Source organism: Sphingomonas sp. ASY06-1R (assembly GCF_052180265.1).
GTDB lineage: Bacteria > Pseudomonadota > Alphaproteobacteria > Sphingomonadales > Sphingomonadaceae > Sphingomonas_I.
Window position 1 is genome coordinate 3,030,955 of sequence record NZ_CP197464.1, and the last position, 18,266, is coordinate 3,049,220.

General features: G+C 61.6%; 17 protein-coding genes. 6 read left to right on the top strand and 11 right to left on the bottom strand.

Annotated elements, in window-relative coordinates:
* Nucleotides 1-15: 15 nt before the first annotated feature.
* Nucleotides 16-819, bottom strand: coding sequence for a glycosyltransferase (locus ACSBM8_RS14515; protein WP_442678711.1), 804 nt, complete (start codon nt 817-819; stop codon nt 16-18).
* Nucleotides 820-1,056: 237 nt separating this feature from the next.
* Here ACSBM8_RS14515 and ACSBM8_RS14520 point away from each other — a divergent pair, with 237 nt between their 5' ends.
* Together ACSBM8_RS14520 and ACSBM8_RS14525 are read left to right on the top strand one after the other, a co-directional pair.
* Nucleotides 1,057-1,689 carry an acyltransferase gene (locus ACSBM8_RS14520; protein ID WP_442678712.1) on the top strand — a complete coding sequence of 211 codons (633 nt, stop codon included), beginning with the start codon at nt 1,057-1,059 and terminating at the stop codon, nt 1,687-1,689.
* A complete protein-coding gene (locus tag ACSBM8_RS14525) occupies nt 1,686-2,882 on the top strand; it encodes a glycosyltransferase family 4 protein (protein WP_442678713.1) in 1,197 nt (398 codons plus the stop codon). Before ACSBM8_RS14520 ends, ACSBM8_RS14525 begins: the two co-directional genes overlap by 4 nt.
* 67 nt (nt 2,883-2,949) lie before the next feature.
* Here the strand turns inward: ACSBM8_RS14525 and ACSBM8_RS14530 are convergent, their stop codons facing one another.
* Nucleotides 2,950-4,221 (bottom strand): nucleotide sugar dehydrogenase, encoded by a 1,272-nt coding sequence (locus ACSBM8_RS14530; RefSeq protein ID WP_442678714.1) that lies wholly within the window; start codon nt 4,219-4,221, stop codon nt 2,950-2,952.
* 250 nt (nt 4,222-4,471) lie between these two features.
* Nucleotides 4,472-4,786, bottom strand: coding sequence for a hypothetical protein (locus tag ACSBM8_RS14535; RefSeq protein WP_442678715.1), 315 nt, complete (start codon nt 4,784-4,786; stop codon nt 4,472-4,474).
* On the opposite strand from ACSBM8_RS14535, the gene ACSBM8_RS14540 reads away from it, so the two are divergent.
* Nucleotides 4,772-6,691, top strand: a complete 1,920-nt coding sequence (locus ACSBM8_RS14540; RefSeq protein WP_442678716.1) for a DUF6065 family protein — start codon at nt 4,772-4,774, stop codon at nt 6,689-6,691. The genes ACSBM8_RS14535 and ACSBM8_RS14540 overlap by 15 nt on opposite strands.
* Nucleotides 6,692-6,762: 71 nt before the next feature.
* Here ACSBM8_RS14540 and ACSBM8_RS14545 read toward each other — a convergent pair whose 3' ends face one another.
* Nucleotides 6,763-8,073, bottom strand: a complete 1,311-nt coding sequence (locus ACSBM8_RS14545) for a UDP-glucose dehydrogenase family protein (RefSeq protein ID WP_442678717.1) — start codon at nt 8,071-8,073, stop codon at nt 6,763-6,765.
* A gap of 808 nt (nt 8,074-8,881) precedes the next feature.
* Between ACSBM8_RS14545 and ACSBM8_RS14550 the strand changes: the two genes are divergently transcribed.
* Nucleotides 8,882-9,004 (top strand): hypothetical protein, encoded by a 123-nt coding sequence (locus ACSBM8_RS14550; RefSeq protein WP_442678718.1) that lies wholly within the window; start codon nt 8,882-8,884, stop codon nt 9,002-9,004.
* Between the two features lie 72 nt (nt 9,005-9,076).
* Here the strand turns inward: ACSBM8_RS14550 and ACSBM8_RS14555 are convergent, their stop codons facing one another.
* The 6 genes from ACSBM8_RS14555 to ACSBM8_RS14580 form a co-directional block, all read right to left on the bottom strand.
* Nucleotides 9,077-9,397, bottom strand: a complete 321-nt coding sequence (locus tag ACSBM8_RS14555) for a reverse transcriptase-like protein (protein WP_442681608.1) — start codon at nt 9,395-9,397, stop codon at nt 9,077-9,079.
* Between the two features lie 161 nt (nt 9,398-9,558).
* Entirely contained in the window at nt 9,559-10,287 is a 729-nt protein-coding gene (locus ACSBM8_RS14560) for a ParA family protein (RefSeq protein WP_442678719.1), read from the bottom strand.
* A 35-nt stretch (nt 10,288-10,322) separates the two neighbouring features.
* The gene (locus ACSBM8_RS14565; protein ID WP_442678720.1) at nt 10,323-11,867 is read right to left on the bottom strand and encodes a carboxylesterase/lipase family protein; all 1,545 of its coding nucleotides are present in this window, start codon (nt 11,865-11,867) and stop codon (nt 10,323-10,325) included.
* Between the two features lie 22 nt (nt 11,868-11,889).
* On the bottom strand, nt 11,890-14,106 hold the full coding sequence (locus tag ACSBM8_RS14570; RefSeq protein WP_442678721.1) for a beta-glucosidase: 2,217 nt from the start codon (nt 14,104-14,106) through the stop codon (nt 11,890-11,892).
* 91 nt (nt 14,107-14,197) lie between these two features.
* Nucleotides 14,198-14,872, bottom strand: a complete 675-nt coding sequence (gene pyrF, locus ACSBM8_RS14575) for an orotidine-5'-phosphate decarboxylase (RefSeq protein WP_442678722.1) — start codon at nt 14,870-14,872, stop codon at nt 14,198-14,200.
* On the bottom strand, nt 14,872-15,240 hold the full coding sequence (locus ACSBM8_RS14580; RefSeq protein WP_442678723.1) for a hypothetical protein: 369 nt from the start codon (nt 15,238-15,240) through the stop codon (nt 14,872-14,874). The genes pyrF and ACSBM8_RS14580 overlap by 1 nt, the downstream gene beginning before the upstream one ends.
* Nucleotides 15,241-15,341: 101 nt before the next feature.
* Here ACSBM8_RS14580 and radA point away from each other — a divergent pair, with 101 nt between their 5' ends.
* Complete coding sequence (radA, locus tag ACSBM8_RS14585; RefSeq protein WP_442678724.1) at nt 15,342-16,715, top strand: DNA repair protein RadA; 1,374 nt, start codon at nt 15,342-15,344, stop codon at nt 16,713-16,715.
* A gap of 22 nt (nt 16,716-16,737) precedes the next feature.
* On the opposite strand, the gene ACSBM8_RS14590 is transcribed toward radA, so the two are convergent.
* Nucleotides 16,738-17,595: an oxygenase MpaB family protein gene (locus ACSBM8_RS14590; protein ID WP_442678725.1), complete on the bottom strand. Its 858-nt coding sequence runs from the start codon at nt 17,593-17,595 to the stop codon at nt 16,738-16,740.
* 65 nt (nt 17,596-17,660) lie between these two features.
* Between ACSBM8_RS14590 and ACSBM8_RS14595 the strand changes: the two genes are divergently transcribed.
* The gene (locus tag ACSBM8_RS14595; protein WP_442678726.1) at nt 17,661-18,227 is read left to right on the top strand and encodes a 3'-5' exonuclease; all 567 of its coding nucleotides are present in this window, start codon (nt 17,661-17,663) and stop codon (nt 18,225-18,227) included.
* Nucleotides 18,228-18,266: the final 39 nt, after the last annotated feature.

The following is an 18,266-nucleotide window of genomic DNA, read 5'->3' on the forward strand; positions in this document are numbered from 1 at the left end:
AACACGTTGGCCAAGTCAGCGTGAACTGTCGTCCCGTTCCCATCGACGATGGTGTCTGCGCACCCGGTTCCACTGAAAGCGCAGCCGCCCAGCGATCTTTATGAACCCGTAGCTGACTTTTGCGATGAAGGGCGCCTCAGCCGCGGCTACCGTCGCCATCTTTGTAGACCTTGCCGTTTCAGCACTAGGAAATAGCGTACGAAGTTGTGCATCTCCTGCCCGCCGCCGGCTCTCGATCCTTATTAATTCCCCGAAGCCTCTGGGTGGGTAGACAGTGAATGAAGCCGGTTTGCCGTCGAGGTCGGTCTTTACAGTCACTCTTTGTGAAGTATCGAACCGGGAACGGACAAACCCGTCGTCTGCAATTATCGCTGGAAATTGTCCGATGACGGCCAGCCCCTCCTCCGAAAGACCATAGACACCGGAACCAACCATCGCGTCGCAAACGTAAGGTTGTTGCAACCATATCTTATAATAATTACGCACGATCCAGTCGCTAAGGCTGGTGTCCACTATGATAGCTGGAGCAGCGGTCATTGCACCTGGGTGTCGTAGAGCTGCAGCTACAGCACATAGCGATGAATAACCGACGCTAATATCTGCATCAACAAAGATCAACGGATAGTGAACAGCTGCTCTTATACCTGTATTCAGCGCAAGTGTTTTTGAGCCCTGCTCCAACTCAATCACCTTAACACGCCGCGAATACCCACGCGCAATGTCCGCGGTATTGTCAGTGCAACCGTTGCAAACAACGATAATATCGAAAGGCGCATTTTCCCTTTCAGGGAGCATCGTGCTCAGACAACGCGCGATCACGCCCGCCTCATTATAGGCGGGTATTATGACAGAGAATCTGGATACCACCAAGTCTAGCCCGTCCATAGATGGCACCATGCTGCATCGCAGCTAGCGCCACGATCGCCGCTTTGCAAGGACGTGCTTAGCACGGCGATGCCGACAGCGCATCAGCATGCATTTTGCGGCGCAGCATAGACTTGACGATTGCGCAATGCAGGGGCCTATAGGCATATATCCTTGGGGGTAGGACAACGTATGCAGAATGACCTCGCGGATAGGTATCCGCCTCCTGCTGAAAAGCGTAGGTTGAGCCGCACCGGAAGGTTGCTCCGCCTGATAGCATCCACATTTGATATTCGAGCATGGCTTCATTTGGCCAAGCTACTAAATTATTACAATTATTCTCATGTCGTACCCCTCCGTAAAATTCAAAAAGGCGGCACCCTGTCGGTAAGTCCGGATGTTGTTTTTTCGAACCCCGCGAGAATTGAGATTGGAAGTCGTGTCAATATAGGCTCACGTTGCCATATATGGGCAGGCCCGTCGCACGGTCGCATCATAGTCGGCGATGATGTGCTGTTTGGCCCTGAAGTGATGCTGACTGCGGCCTCCTATCGCTTCAACGACGGTCACCCTGTCACCAAGCAGCGCATGGACGAAGCCGATATCGTCATCGGTAATGATGTATGGTTTGGGACCCGCGCGATCGTATTGCCCGGAGTAACAATCGGAGACGGGGCAATAATTGGGGCGTGCGCTGTCGTTAGGAGTGATATCCCAGCGATGGCGATCGCAGTGGGGCAACCTGCACGTATTGTTGGGATGCGTAAGATTTCAAGCAAACGGGAAAAGTTAATGGTCCCCCCAGCCTCAAAGAGCGATTCATGACCTTAGCAAGAAAACGGCGAGTTTTGATCATCGTCGAAAACCTCCCAGTGCCATTTGATCGCCGGGTATGGATGGAAGCGACGACACTCCAGGCCGCGGGCTATGAGGTTTCCATCATATGCCCCACCGGCAAGGGATATACCGCCCGGCATGAGATATTGGACGGGATCCACATCTACCGTCACCCCCTGCCCGCAGAGGGTAATGGCCTGCTTGGCTATGTTGCCGAATATGGAAGCGCCCTTTTCTGGGAATTTAGCTTGGCGCTGCGAGTGCTTTTCACGCGTGGATTCGACGTCATTCATGCGTGCAACCCGCCCGATCTGATTTTCCTGGTAGCGATGTTCTTCCGCCCGTTCGGCAAGCGCTTCCTCTTCGATCATCACGATCTTTGCCCCGAGCTGTTTGAAACCAAATTTGCCAGCCGCGGCCTTCAATATAAGGCAATGGTATGGGCCGAGCGTCTGACTTTCGCGCTTGCCTCCGTGTCGATCGCCACTAACGAAAGCTATAAGCGGATAGCCATCGAGCGCGGTAATATGCCAGCCGACCAGGTCTTCGTGGTGCGGTCAGGTCCAAACCTGAGCAAGATAAAGCCAGGTCCGGCCAATGAAGCGCTGAAACAGGGGAAGCGCTTCCTTGTCGGCTACGTAGGGGTCATCGGCCGCCAGGAAGGGCTGGATCTCCTCGTCGATTCGGCCGCATGGCTGCGCGCTGAAGAACGCGACGACGTTCATTATGGCATTGTCGGCGGTGGCCCCGAGCTGGAGGCCATCAAAGCCTACGCCATGGAGAAAGGTGTCGCCGACATCTTCACTTTCACAGGCCGGGCATCGGATCAGGTCATGATGGACATGCTGAACACAGCAGACGTCTGTGTGAACCCGGATCGGGTCGATCCGATGAACGACCTCAGCACCATGAACAAGATCATGGAATATATGGCACTGGGCAAACCGATTGTTCAATTCGACGTCAAGGAAGGGCGCTTCTCGGCGCAGGATGCTTCGCTTTACGCACTCGCCAATGATCCAATCGACTTCGCCCGGAAGATCGCGGAGTTGCTGGATGACGAAGCCAAGCGCCAGCACATGGGCACGTTCGGCTTCGAGCGCGTTCACGCGCACTTAGGTTGGGACCATGAGCGACCCAAGCTGCTTGCCGCCTATGACGCGGTCTTTGCCGGCCGGTAAGAGGTTGCCGACGCAATAGCTCGATGGTGCGAGCCAGCCCCGCTGAGGCCGCACCATCGGCCTGCTGCTAGGGGATGGCGTTGATCGGTACGATCTTGACGGTCTCAAGGCCCAACGCCTTGGCATCGCCGCGCGCATCCACGACCGCCGCAAAGTTCATGCCGGCCAAAGCCGCCTGATCCTTGAGCAGCAGACTGGTCATCTCGGGCAAGTGCGCGAACGAATAGCCAAGATTTTGACCCGTGAGCGCCGAGGGCTCAAGTTGTGGATCCCAAATTCTCAGATCGTAGCCCGCGCTCAGAATTCGCCGAGCCAGATCGACGAAAGGGCTCTCGCGCAGATCGTCGCTGTTGGCTTTGAACGCCAGCCCGTTCAACAGGATACGCGCACCCGGCTCGAGCCCATCCGTGGCCATTTCGAATATGAACCGCTTATGCGCCTCGTTCGACCGGATGATGGCGTCGAGTACGAAGGTCTCTGCACCGGTCTCATTCGACAAAAAGGTCAGCGCCCGCACGTCCTTGGGAAGGCACGATCCGCCGAAAGCACCGCCCGGGCGCAAATAATAAGGCGAAATATTCAGCTTCGTGTCCGACACGAAAATCTCGTGAACCGTCTTGGCACTCACGCTTTCGCGCAGACAAATTCGTCCGATTTCGTTGGCGAACGCAACCTTCAGCGCGTGGAAGCTATTGTCGACGAATTTGGTGATCTCCGCCTCACGGAAGCCGACGGTGAAGCGCGGCGCGTCGATGCCGGCATAAAGCGCCTCGACCGTAGCGGAAGGTTGCCCATCCGCCGTTCCGACAACGATCTTCGGCGGCGCATAATAATCCTTGAGTGCGGTCGATTCCCGGAGAAATTCGGGATTGTAGACCAGCTCGACATTATCCGGCTTACCGCCATGCTGAGCATGAAAGATCGGCGCAATCAGGAGGTCGAGCGAACCCGGGCGCATCGTGGATCGATACATGACGGTCAAAGGCCGTTCGCGCGGTGGAAGCAGGGTCGATGCAATCGCGATCTGGCGCGAAACCTCCGCAATATAGCCCATATTGTGCGAGCCATCGACGGCACTCGGCGTGCCGACGCACACAATGGCGATATCAACATCTTCAAGCTTGTCGTCGATCTGCTGAAATGCGGAGAGCCGATTTTCCGCCACGCCCTTTGCCAGCAATTCCTCCAGGCCGGGCTCGAAGATCGGGCTTTTGCCGGCATTGATCATCGCCACCTTGCTGGCGCTGACGTCAATCCCGATCACTTCATGACCGTCGTTGATGAGGCACGCGGCGGACGTCAGTCCGACATAACCGACACCAAAGATTGCGATCTTCATGAAGTTCCCCCGTTACACCCTGCCGTGTGAGCATGCTCTATCAAGCTATTGTGCAACTGCGAAGAGGAAGTTTCGCCTCAGAAACGGTTGAGTCTCGCCGGATCGGATCTTCGTTTTGCCGCGACTATATCCACATATGCCGGATCAATGCGGCTACGCCTGTTGTCGCTTACAGGTTCATGCCGCGAGCGCCCGACTGACCGGTCACTCCGACCTTGGCGTGACTGTTGATTGCTCCGATGGCAGCGAGTCACTTGTTCTTGCTGAACCAGGGTCGGGACTCGGCGAGGAACAGCTGAGCTACGGCGAAGGCTTGGACGAGCAGACGCACCAAGCCCAATAGCCCTGACAGATCGAGCGCCAACCTGCCGCTGGCCACGGTCCAAACCAATCCGATCGCGCCAAACGCAAAAAGCACGACCACCACCCAACGGGCGATATTGCTGCGACGCTGAACGATCAGATACCAGAGCAAAGTCGAGATCGCGATTCCGACGAAGACCCCAAACACAGGCGCGGCAGCGCCGAATGCACGCAATGCAGTTCCAGCATGGAAAGCCTGCAAATCGCTCCAAGTGAGAAGATTGATCGCGAGCCCCAGCACGATCGAAATTGGATAGAGCTTGGCGAAGCGTTCGATCGAGCGCGGCCGCATATGACACCCCCATATCATTCGCAAAACGCGATTTGTTCCAGTTGCCATCGTGACAATGCCCGCGACCTGAGGGAAAAAGAAGAGCGTGTCTATGGCCGTGCCGCGGGCTGCATTGATTGGATCCTTGCTGTGGAATTGACTTGCTTCACTTTGGACGGGTGGAATCCGAGGATTCGACCCGCCTCCTCCCGACGCGACTGGATGGAAGCGACGCACGAACGCTTCGCCTATCGCTGCCTGCCGCTTGCCATCGCCAATGCCCATGGCTGGGAGATATTGAGCCCATGCGGCTTTGAGGCACGCTGGAATGGCGGCATGCGTGCTGAGGATGTGGAGATCCGGCTGGATCCGGGCGCCGGCACGCAGGTTCCCGTATCCATTTTCGGTCAAGCTACGCTCACTTTCCACGTCGAGGGCATCTTGCGCACGCCGCCGGGGTTTGACCTGTGGGTGGGCGGCTCGCCGAACAGCGCCAAGGACGGTATCGCGCCGCTCGGTGGTGTCGTCGAAACGGACTGGTCGCCCTACACGTTCACGATGAATTGGCGCTTCACCCGGCCCGATCACTGGATCCGCTTCGAGGAGAATGAACCCTTCTGCTTCTTTTTCCCGATCGAGCGGGCATTGTTCGAGGAGATTGAACCACGGATCCGATCGCTCGACGAAGCGCCCGATTTGAAGGAAGCGTTCCAAAGCTGGAGTGCCTCGCGCAATGCTTTCCAGAAATGGGTTACCGAAACCAACCCTGTGGCCCCATCAGATCGGTGGCAGAAGCTCTATTATCGAGGCTTGTTTCCAAATGGCGATGCGGGCGCGGCAGATCACCGCGCGAAGCTGCGCACCCCCGCCTTCATCAACAAGGACGGGACGGAATTGCGACCGGTCCCGGCGGTTCCATCCCGTCCACCCTCATCGGAGGCGGTATCAGCATGTCCGGTGAAGCCGGCAACCACCGCGCCTAAGAACGGGATGGACACGAGCGGCACGCCAGCAGAGAATGACCTGAAGGCACGACGGCAGGCGTGGGCTCTGGAGAATGTCGCGCGTCAACGCACATTATCCAATGGCATGGCGGTTGACGAACGCACGACCATAAGCCCTGAAGATTTCCTCGAGCATTTTTATGCGCGGATGCGTCCGCTGATACTCCGCGGCGCGATTGCGCATTGGCCGGCCGTGTCCAAATGGACGCCGGAGTATCTCAAACGCCGTGTCGGCTCAGCTGAGATCGAATTTCAGGGCGGCCGCAACGACAGCCCTCATTTCGAGCTGTACAAGGACAATCACAAACGCCGCATGCCGTTCGATGGATTTATGGATCTGATCGCCGGCGAAACCGCCGGCAACGATGCGTATCTCACGGCCTATAACAGCGCCAGCAACCGCGACGCGCTTGCGCCGCTCGATGCCGACCTGGGCGTAATCGACGACCTCCTGACCGGCGCGCCGGGCATGCTGTGGATCGGACCGGGAGGCACTTTTACGCCCCTCCACTTCGACTTGACCAACAATCTTCTGGCGCAAGTCGTTGGCGTCAAGCACCTCGTCCTGCTTCCCCCAAGCGAGACGGAAAAACTGGCGAACAACAGGCACGTCTTCAGCGACGTCCATGACGTGACTGATCCCGACCAGCTGCTGCGCCATCCGGACGCGGCGACTGCCGTGCAGTATGAGGTTACCCTGACACCCGGCGATATACTCTACATCCCGGTCGGGTGGTGGCATCAGGTGGTCGCCGAAGATTTCAGTGCGATGCTGACATATACGGATTTTCGCTGGCCCAACGATGCCTATGAGCGTTTTCCAACGGATTGAGCGGACGATCCGAATGGGCTAGCGACCTGCTCGTTTGCGCGGGCAGGTCGGCGGCATCGCAGTCGGTTCGATCAGGACGGATGCTGCTGCCGGCCGATGCTCGAATAGGCAAGTCCGGCGCGCTCGGCCTCCTCCGGCGGATAGACGTTCCGCAAGTCGACGAGGATCGGCGCGCGCATCATCGCGGCGATACGCCTCAGATCGAGCGCGCGAAACTCATCCCACTCGGTTACGATCACCAGGGCGTCCGCACCTTCGGCGACCGCATAAGGGTTCTCCAAGAGCTCTACGCCCGGAAGCAGCGGCCGGGCCTGTTCCAGACCTTCCGGATCATAGGCGCGGATCGTCGCACCTGCATCCTGCAACGCCTGGATCAAGGCGATCGATGGCGCATCGCGCATGTCGTCGGTGTTCGGCTTGAAGGTCAGGCCCAGCACGCCCACTGCCTTGCCGCGCACTTCCCCGCCCATCGCCTTGATCACCTTCCGGCCCATGGCGCGCTTTCTCATGTCGTTGACCTGCACGACCGATTCCACGATCCGCAGGGGAACGTCATTGTCCTGCGCGGTTTTCAGCAGCGCGAGCGTGTCCTTCGGAAAGCATGATCCTCCGTAGCCCGGGCCAGCATGCAGAAACTTCGATCCGATCCGGTTATCCAGACCCATTCCGCGCGACACATCCTTGACGTTCCCGCCCACCGCTTCGCACAGATCGGCTATCTCATTGATGAAGGTGATCTTGGTCGCCAGGAAGGCGTTGGCTGCATATTTGATGATCTCGGCCGTGCGGCGCCCCGTGAACATCAGCGGCGCCTGATTCAGGGAAAGCGGGCGGTAAATCTCGCGCATCACCGCCACCGCGCGATCATCTTCAGCGCCGATGACGATACGATCCGGCCGCTTGAAGTCCTCGATCGCCGCCCCTTCCCGCAGAAACTCAGGATTTGAAACCACCCACGCCGCAGCGCCCACTTCCTGAACGATGCGCTCCACTTCGTCGCCAGTGCCGACCGGTACGGTCGATTTGGTCACGATGACACAGGGCTTGCTGATGTTTTCAGCGATTTCACGAGCGGCCGCGAAAACGTAGCTTAGATCGGCATGGCCATCGCCCCGGCGCGATGGCGTGCCGACCGCTATGAAAACCGCATCGGCATCCTTCACTCCAGTAGCAAGATCGGTGGTGAAGGTCAGGCGCCCACCGCGCACATTGCTCTCGACCAGATCGGCCAGACCCGGCTCGAAGATCGGCATGATGCCGCGCCTCAGCGCCTCGATCTTCTCCTCGGCTTTGTCCACGCAAACCACGCTATGGCCGAAATCCGAGAGGCAGGCGCCCGATACGAGGCCAACATAACCTGTGCCGATCATTGCAATGCGCATGAGATGGAAAGCCCTCAATGTAGGCGAGCGGATAGCAGATCCCGCCCGTGCGGTGGCCAGATAGCGCCTCTCGCCGGACAGTGCAGCTAAGTTATCGTCGAGGCGGAGCCGGGCTGCTTTCCGCCATCAAAAAAATGATGCCTCACGGTTTTCAGGCTGGCGAAGGGCCGAGGTGCGGATGGCACCGCTGCCCCTCTCTGCTGGCCTGCAGCAACTTCAATGACCGAAACCTGTCGTTTCCATCGCTTTGAAGCTTAGCGATTGACCGAACAGCTTCGATGACGCCTGGCGGAAATCGCGCTTCATACAAATATTGTATCTATAATAAAATAATTTCGTCATATTATATTTTTATATATTATATTTAATTCGTTAAATCAGAAAAAGTTTTTGAATTGATAACAATCATATCAAATATCATCTTATGGATTTTTCATTGCAGGCTTTTGGTTAATTTAGTTTGCATATCCGGTCCATCGCATTTTTGCTATGAGCCACAGTCGGTATTCCAGTTATGAAGATCGCATTACTCGATATGATTGATCATCGAGCCGAAAGCTGTCGATCATTGTGCGATGCAGTATAATGCAAATGTCCATCTCATATTCTTGCTGCAACCGCGAATATCAGCGCCTCGAAGAGTTTAGATTTTCGCATATCCTCGTGTTAGCACCTGGTAATATTAGACAGATGAAGGTCCGATCAACAATGTTTCAACCAAAAATGTGAGTTATCGGTGATTAAGATAGTTGGAACTTTGCATATCTTGGTGCGATAACGAGGGGAGAGAGAAAATTGGAGAGGGCTAATGCAAAACTATCAATCCGGGTCCCGCGCGCCCGATGCGATCCATGGCTTGCTTGTCGGTGTCGCGTTGAGCCTGGTCGCCTGGGGCATGATCGGCGTGCTGGTCATCAGAATGTTCGGCTGACGGACACTACGCTACGGTCGACTGGTGACTGGAACCTTAGAGCGGCGCGCGCCAATTGAGGGTGTGCTGAAGTCAGGCTGAGTGATCCAACCTACCGCCTGAGAGGCCCTCACATAGCGCTCGCGCCGACGTAGCCTGATCCGTGGCACGCGATGACGCAGATCGCGCCAACGCTATGCCGGCAAGATTTTGACCGCGGCGAACATGTCGTATTCTCAAGCGTTCAAAAGCCACAGAGGTGACGCGAAATTGCTCAAAGTGGCGCTGCAAATTGGGCGAACGGCACCGCCAATCGCCGGACGCCTGCCTCACGACCAGCGTCGAATCGCCGACAACGACCAAGTCGGTTGCACCCAGATCGCGCGCAACATCCAATGCATACAGCAGCGCCATCCATTCCGCATCGTCGTTGCTGCCTACCCCTAATCCCGTCTTGAGGTAGGTCCGCCCCCGCGCCACGACCGCAACCTCGATCGGTCCTGGATTGGGCCGGCATCCCCCGTCGAAGAACAGCTTCAACGCCGTCACCGGGCTGTGGTCCTGCGGTCCAGACGTCAGCCTGCCGCCACGCGGCGTTCGATATCCCGCCACAGCGCGGCGATGGCCCCGGCCACTTGCGAGCGCCCGGCATAAGCGCCGACCGGGGCATGACGGTCCGCCATCTGTTCGACCATGCTGGCCATGGGAAGCGCGTGCTGATCGGGTGCCGCCGCCAGGGCGGTGCGGTGTGCCAGCCGACGGCGGTCCACCAGGTTGAACACCGGTACGACCGGCGGCGCCCCCTTGCGTCCACCGAGATGGTCGACCAGCTCGTCCGCAGCCCGGCTGGACAAGGTCGACGGGATGATCGGCAACACGATCAGCGAAGCACCGCGGATGATCTGCTCGGCGGTAACGCCCAGTCCCGGTGGGCAGTCGATGATGATCCGGTCATAGCTTTTGTCGAGCGCCTCGGAGATTCGCAGCAACCGCTTCTTGCTGTCGATCTCCGCGAACAGCAGGTCGAGCGTGCGCAATGAGGCATCGGCAGGCAACAGATCCAGGTTCGGCACGCCGGTCGGCACGATCAGCTTGCGTGGCGCCAGATCCCGCTCGATCACCGCGCGCGCCTCGTCACCGGACGGCCGGTTCGGGCTGAGGATGAAGCTTGCCGCCCCCTGTGCATCCAGATCCCACAACAAGGTGCGGCGGCTGGAAAGGGTCGCCGCCGCCCAGGCCAGGTTGACGGCGATCGTCGTCTTACCCACCCCGCCCTTGGAACTGTAAACCGCTATCCGAGCCATTGCGCGCCCTTAACAATGCCTGCAGGTGTCCGGTGTCAGAAGATGGCCGGACGACCTCCTTTGGCAAGAAATTCCTGCATTGCTGCGAATGTCGCGGGCGGCAAGAGCGGCTCACGTGCGGTCGGGTCCCCGATCGCGAGGAGCGACGGCGCAGTCACGTCCAGTTTCGGCCAGGTCGGCAAATCTGCCCCGTTCGGGTCGCCGGTCCTGACGAAGTTGAGCCAGTAGCTCGAAATCTGCACGCTCAGCGCATGATCCTGCGCCGTGAAGCCTCGTTCGGGCGACACGTCGAACGTCTGGAAGACATAGGGTATTTCGGACGAATGAAAGGCACGCCAGCGCGCGGATTGGGGCCCCGGCTCCACGTGATCGTAGCGATAGACATAGACCGGTTGCCGAAGGCCCGGTCGCGACTTGGCCCACGCATAGATGGCACCAAGGCCGCGATCACGCCGCACCTGCCTGTTGGCAGCGGCGCGTTGCAGCGCCGTCCCCGCAGGATAGAGCGCCGCAAACCGATCGGCCATCGATCCGTAGCTGTGCGTCAACAGATCGCGCAACGCCGCCTCGCTGTCATCGCCATAGCCGGCGCTCATGGCGCTGCCTTCGTCCGCATTCAGCCCGACCAGCATCGGAACGTCGCTGATCGGCGCGGTGCCGGGGAGCAGCACCCCGTCCGTCACCAGCCCGAATCGCACGCTATTGGCGCCCGTGCGCGCAACCAGCCTTTCGGCCAGCAAGGCCCGCAGCGCGGCGATCGACGCCGCGCCCTGTTCCTGCGCGAAAGCAAGGCCCGTCCGCTCGGCCTCGGCAAGCGGGGCAACCCGGCTGGGGTCCAACAACCCGCTCTGGCCGATCGCGCGCACGAACAACCCCCGCGCTAACGGGGAGGCCACCAGCGCATGGACCGCCATCGAACCCGCCGATTGGCCGGCGATCGTCACTTGGGCGGGGTCGCCGTGGAATTGGGCGATATTGGCACGCACCCATTCCAGGGCAGCAACCATGTCCTGCAGCCCGAAATTGGCGCGAGGGCCCGCCCCCGCCTCACGCGTCAGCGCGGGATGGGCCAGAAAACCAAACGGCCCGACACGGTAGTTGATCGTGACGACCACGATGCCACGCGCCGCCAACGCCTGCCCATCGTAGATCGGGATCGCGCCCGATCCTGAATTGAACCCACCCCCATGGATCCAGACCAGCACCGGCAATTTGCGCGCGGCATGGCGGGGGGTCCACACGTTGAGGAACAGGCAATCCTCGCTGATGTCGCCCGGCACGACATATTCATGCGACCAGGGTCCAAAGCCCCGCGGGGAAACCGCTTGCCAGCAGCTTGACCCGAACTTGGTGGCCTGCCGCACGCCGCGCCAGGACGCGACCGGCTGCGGCGACCGCCAGCGATTTGCCCCAATTGGCGGCGCGGCAAAGGGGACGCCGCGGAAGGCCTGCACCTCCCCTTGGTCGACACCGGCAATCCGCCCGGCGGCGGTGCCAACCACCGGCGCCGCCGCGATCCCCTGGACTGTCCCGGCAAACGCAAAAGCAAGCGCCGCCAGCATAGGCAAGGTACGGCGCATCCTTTTTCCTCTCCGATGCCTGCTATTTGGCGACGCCGCGTCCCGCCGGCCAATGCGATGCGGGCAGCGTCACCACGACGCTGCTACCCGGATCCGTGGCCGATGTCGCGAGCGTCACGCGATATTGGCCCGCCGCCACCGTCCAGCCCGGATTGCGGCTGTCCCACATGCCCAGCAGGCGCGGATCGACCGTCACCGTCGCGCTCTTGGACTGGCCTGGCGCCAGCGCCAGCTTGGCGAAGCCGCCCAGGCGCTTGGGCGCTTCCCACCCGCCCTTCACCGGCGACACATAGATTTGCGCGACCTGCTTGCCTGCGACGCGACCGGTGTTGCGGACGCTGAAGCTCGCCTGGATCGTCCGGCCCTTGGCGCCCGCCTTCAGCCCGCTTGGCGCGAAACTGGTGTAGGACAGGCCGTGGCCGAACGGGAAGAGCGGCCGGGTGCCGTTCTTGTCGAACCATTTATAGCCCACCGCCGCGCCTTCGGTGAAGCGGACGTCGAAAATCTCGTCCTTGCCCCGCTGGAGCCCATCGATCTCGGCGCGCGGCCAGTCGGTCGCGGCGCGGCCGAATGTCGCCGGCAAATGGCCCGACGGATTGACCTTGCCCGTCAGGATGCGGGCAATGGCCTTACCGCCATTGCTGCCGGGATACCAGGCCTCGACCGCACCCTTCACCCGATCGATCCACGGCATCAGCACCGGTCCGCCGGTCTGCAGCACCACGATCGTGTTGGGATTGGCGCGTGCCACCGCGTCGATCAGCGCATCCTGATCGTCGGGCAGCGTCAGCGGGAAATCGAGCGATTCCGCAGTCCATTGCGTGACGAACACGATCGCCACATCGGCATTGCGTGCCGTCGCTGCGGCAGCCGAAAGATTGCTGCCGTCAGCCCAATCGATCTTCGCCCCGGGCCGCTCGGTCTGCAGCGCCTTGAGCGGCGACGACGGCGCATAGACGATCGGGCCCGGCCAATGTTTGGGCCCCTCGCCCTGCACGGCCGATCCGCCGCGCGGATAGACCTGGGCCGAACCGCCGCCCGTCAGCACGCCGACATCGGCATGGCCGCCGATGATCGCGATACGCCGCGCCGACCCCGCCAGCGGCAGGATCGGGCCTTCATTCTTGAGCAGGACGATGCCCTCTTCGGCATCCGCCTGGCTGATCGCCGCATGCGCCGCGAAGTCGATCGGGTTGTCGGCGGTCGGTGGGTTGTCCGCCGCGCCGCTGGCGATCAGCACACGGGCGATCCGCCGCACCTTGTCGTCCAGCACAGCTATCGGCACGCGCCCGTCCGCGATCGCCGCCTTCAGCTTGTCGCGATACACATAATCCTTCGGCTCCTGCACGCCCGCTTCCTGATCGAGCCCGCCCAGCGCATCCTTGACCGTGTCGTGCATCGCACCCCAGTCGGACATGACGAAGCCCTTATAGCCCCAATCCCCCTTCAGCACCTTGTTCAGCAGCCAGGGATTCTGGCAGGCCCATTCGCCATTGACGAGATTGTAGCTGCACATGATCGCGCCGGGATTGCCCTGCTCGATCGCGATCTGAAAGGCGAGCAGGTCTGACATGCGCGCGGAAGGCTCGTCGACCAGGATGTTCACCGTGGTGCGGCGGCGCTCCTGATCGTTGAGGGCGAAATGCTTGACGGTGGTGATGATGTGGTTGGACTGGATGCCGCGCACGATCGCGCCGACCATCGTCCCGGCGAGCAGCGGATCCTCGCCGCCATATTCGAAATTGCGACCATTGCCCGGCTCACGCAGCAGGTTCACGCCGCCGGCAAGCATCGTATTGAAGCCGGACGCACGCGCTTCCGCGCCGATCATCGCACCCCCTTTGACCGCGAGGTCGGGGTTCCAGGTCGCGGCGGTCAGGATACCGGCCGGAAGCGCGGTGCGCTGCAGATCCGGCACCGCAATGCCTTGCGTAGCGACACCACTGCCCGCGTCGGTCTGCCACTGCGGTGTAAAATGCAATCGGGGCACGCCCGGCACGAACCCCGCCGATTGGCGGCGCGCATCGGGATGGCGGTAGCGGTTGCGGTCCACCTGTGTCCCATAATAGCTCGTCACGAGGACCAGCTTCTCGTCGATCGTCATAACGCTGACGAGAAGGTCGGCACGCGCGTCGGCTGATAACGCCTTATTCTGCCAGGCCAGCGGCGCTGTCGCCGCGCCGACGGGCGGGCATGCCGCGAGCATCGCCGCCGTGATCAGGATGCGCGTAATCTTCATGCCGAAAGCCCCTCTCGATTATTGCAAATCTCTTTAAGAAGCGCGTTTGGCGTGCGCAATCATACAAGAGTCGCGGTCGACAGACGTAACCTTACAGCGTTGCCGCAATCGCCCGCGCAGCTGCGTCCGGGTCTTCGGCGCGCGTGATCGGGCGCCCGATCACAAGGATGGATGCGCCATTATCCAGCGCCTGCCGCGGCGTCATGACCCGCTTTTGATCCCCGCTGGCGCCACCCGCCGGACGTACGCCTGGAACGACGAAGAAGCCGTCGCGCCACAGCTTGCGCGCGGCCGCCACTTCGAAGCCCGAACACACGACCCCGTCGAGACCGGCTTCGTGGGCCAAGCCGGTCAAGCGTTCCACCTGCTTATGCTCGTCCCCGCCGACGCCGATCGAGGCGAGATCGCCCGCATCCAGGCTGGTGAGAACGGTGACGGCCACGACCTTGGTCGATGGCGGCGCGGCCGCCTTGGCATCCTCCATCATCGCGCGGCCGCCGGCGGCATGGATCGTCAAGATTGACGGGGCCACGCCATGAAGCGCCTGGATCGCGCTCGCCACGGTGTTGGGGATGTCGTGCAATTTCAGGTCGAGAAAGATCGGCAATCCGATTGCGGCAAGCTCGCGCACGCCATGCTGGCCATGCGCCGAGAAGAATTCCAGACCCAGCTTGATGCCGCCGACATGCCCCTTGATCTTGTTCGCCATTGCAATCGCCCCGGCGAGGTCCGGCGTGTCGATCGCCACGAAGATACGACTGAACATCAATCGGCCTTGAATGGGTCTGGCGTCACCGGCGATGGTGACGGCGCATCTTGCAGATACGCAGGCTGCGGCGGCACCTGCGCGGGCGGGGTCACGGGCACGGTGGCAGGCACCACTGTCGTCACCGTCGGTGTGGCTACCCGATCGACCATCGCCAGCTTGCGCGCATGGCGCCACCGAAAGGCGCGATGCCAGGCGTAGGTTGGCACAAACCCGATCAGGAACATGATCAGCAGCAGGACCGGCAGCTTCACGTCCGCCTGCAGGTCGCCGAACAGGCTGATGGTGACAGCTGACCAGTTCCGGATCGAAAACACCACCACGATCACCGTGATGACGATCCAGAAGAGGGTGCGCAGAAAGGCCATGGATCCAGATTAGGGGCGAAACGACGGCATGGCCAGTGCCACATTGCCAGCGCCTGCCGCCATCGCTATGTTCTTGCTTCGTTCGTAAATGCGGAATTGCGATGGCCAAGCCTCAACGCCGATATACCTGCCAGCTCTGCGGCAGCGTCTCCAACAAATGGCAGGGCCAATGCGTCGACTGCGGGGAATGGAATACGCTGGTCGAAGAATCCGGCGGCGGGGTGGTGACGCCATTTGCGGCGAAGCATGATCTGCGCTCTGGCGGCCGCACCGTCCTTGTCAGCGGGCTGGATACCGATGTCGCGCTGCCGCCTCGGCTGATCACCGGCATTGCCGAGCTCGATCGTGCGATGGGCGGCGGACTGGTCGCAGGATCGGCCACTTTGATCGGCGGCGATCCCGGCATCGGCAAATCCACCTTGCTGCTGCAAGCCGCGGCGCGATTGGCAACGTCGGGTTCGCGCGTGACCTATATTTCGGGGGAGGAGGCCGCCGATCAGGTTCGGCTGCGGGCGCGGCGGATGGGCTTGGGCACCGCCCCCGTGCAGCTCGCCACCGCCACCTCGGTGCGGGACATTTTGACGACGTTGGACAGCGGCGCTCCGCCCGCGCTGCTGATCATCGATTCGATCCAGACTATGCATTCCGATCTGATCGAAGGCGCGCCCGGTACGGTCAGCCAGGTGCGCGCCTCCGCGCAGGAGCTGATCCGCTATGCCAAGGAACGCGGAAGCGCGCTCGTCCTGGTCGGCCATGTCACCAAGGATGGCACGATCGCCGGCCCGCGCGTGCTGGAACATATGGTCGATACCGTCCTCAGCTTCGAGGGCGAGCGCAGCCACCAATATCGCATCCTGCGCGCGGTCAAGAACCGCTTCGGCGGGACGGACGAGATCGGCGTCTTCGCGATGGGCCAGCTCGGGCTGGATGAGGTCACCAACCCGTCCGCCCTTTTCCTCACCGAGCGCGGCGAGGCGATCAGCGGCGCGATCGTCTTCCCAGCCATGGAAGGAACGCGGCCGGTGCTGGTCGAAATCCAGGCGCTGGTCGTCCGCCTGGCCAGCGGCGCGACGCCGCGCCGTGCCGTGGTCGGCTGGGACAGTGGCCGCCTTGCCATGATCCTGGCGGTGCTGGAGGCGCGCTGTGGTCTCAGCTTTTCCACCTGCGAGGTCTATCTCAACGTGTCAGGCGGCTATCGGATCGCCGATCCGGGCGCGGATCTGGCGGTTGCCGCGGCATTGGTCTCGGCGCTGGCGGAACGGCCGATCGCCGCCGATACGGTCGCGTTCGGAGAAGTATCGCTTTCGGGCGAAGTGCGGGGCGTCGCCCATGGCGCGCTGCGCCTGAAGGAATCGGCAAAGCTCGGTTTCGCCCGCGCCTTGCTGCCGGGATCGATGCGCGAAGCCGCGCAGGGTATGGCCACCAGCGGCTTCGCAACTCTGGGGGCGCTGGTGGACAATCTGCTCGGCCGATGAACCCGCCCGCGGGCGCCAGTTCCTAGCGTGACGCGACGCGCCGCTGGGCCTGCGTCGCCGATGTGTCGCGCAGCGCCCATCGGATCAACGTGCCGATCCCACGCACGCCCGCATGGATGGCCGGCCCCGGCACCGTGCGCAGACCATGCATCCGCGCGGCCCAATCCGGCAGCAGATCGATGCCGCCCTGCATCATCAGCGTACCGACCGGCACCAGCGCCGCGTTCGGCGCCGACTGCTTCAGCAAGGCGCGCGCCACCTCGCGCGTGCGAGCGTCGACGCGCAGCTGCGGGCGCACCTCGATCATATAGGCGTCGAGCGCCGCGCGCGTGGTCGGCACGCCTGTAGCGCCCAGCCGTTGCGCGACGATCGCCGTCTCCGCCAGATAGCGATCCTGCTCAGCGATCGGAAAGTCCGGGTCGCGGTAGCGCAAATAGGCTTCCAGGAAGCAGGCGACTTCAGCCGCATGCACCCAGGTGAGAAGATCCGGATCGTTGGCCGAATAGGGCGTCCCGTCGGGCAGGACGCCCGCCACGCGATCATGGATCGCACACACATGGCCGATCAGCTGTTCCGCCTGCTCGGTCGATCCATAGGTCGTGCCCGCCAGGAACTGCGCGGTACGGCGAAGCCGGCCCAGCATGTCGTGGCGGAAATTGGAATGATCCCATACGCCGGCGAGCGCGCCGGGGTGCAGCATCTGCAGCAGCAGAGCCGCGATCCCGCCGATCATCATCGTCGTGAAATCGGCGTGCACCTTCCACGATGCCGATTGCGGTCCGAACAGACCAATGTCGCCGCGCTCGAGATCGATCGCACCCGATCCATGACCGACCATGTCGTGGATCTGTCGTTCCAGAAGCGCCCGTATGTCCAGCATGCCTCTCCGAACGCGCCGGCCGGCGGGACGATGCATCGCCTCTGCGCGCGGCGCGTTGCAAAACGATGCACGTCTTCCTCGACTTCGAAGCGTCCTCGCTCGCCAAACGCTCCTATCCGATCGAGGTGGCGTGGGTATTCGAAGATGGGGCAAGCCAATCCTACCTCATCCGCCCGGCGCCCGGTTGGGAGGATTGGGACCCGCGCTCGGAGGCGATCCATCACATTCCGCGTGCGGTGCTGCTGCGTGACGGCACAGCGCATGACGAGGTTGCGCGCCAGATGGTCGCGCGGCTCACGGGCCACGATCTGTGCGCCAGCGCGCCGTCCTGGGACGGCAAATGGCTGAGCACGCTGCTGCGGGCCGCGGGGCTTCCGCGCCATGCGCTCCGGCTGCGCGCGACACGGGAAGTCCAGCGCGACACCGCCCGCAATATCGTCCAGGGCCATGTTCCGCCGGATCAGGTGGAGGCGATCATCGCGGCCTTGGTGGGAGACGCGCGCGACGCAGGCCAGCGCACGCCGCCGCGCCATCGCGCATTGGCCGATGCGATCGACGAACGCGCGCACTGGCTCGCGGTACGCGATGCGGCGGAGCAATTGGTCCTTTCCTATTCGCGCCTGCCTTCGTAGGGCACCCCAAGGCTCGACCACAGGGCCAGACGGGAAGAC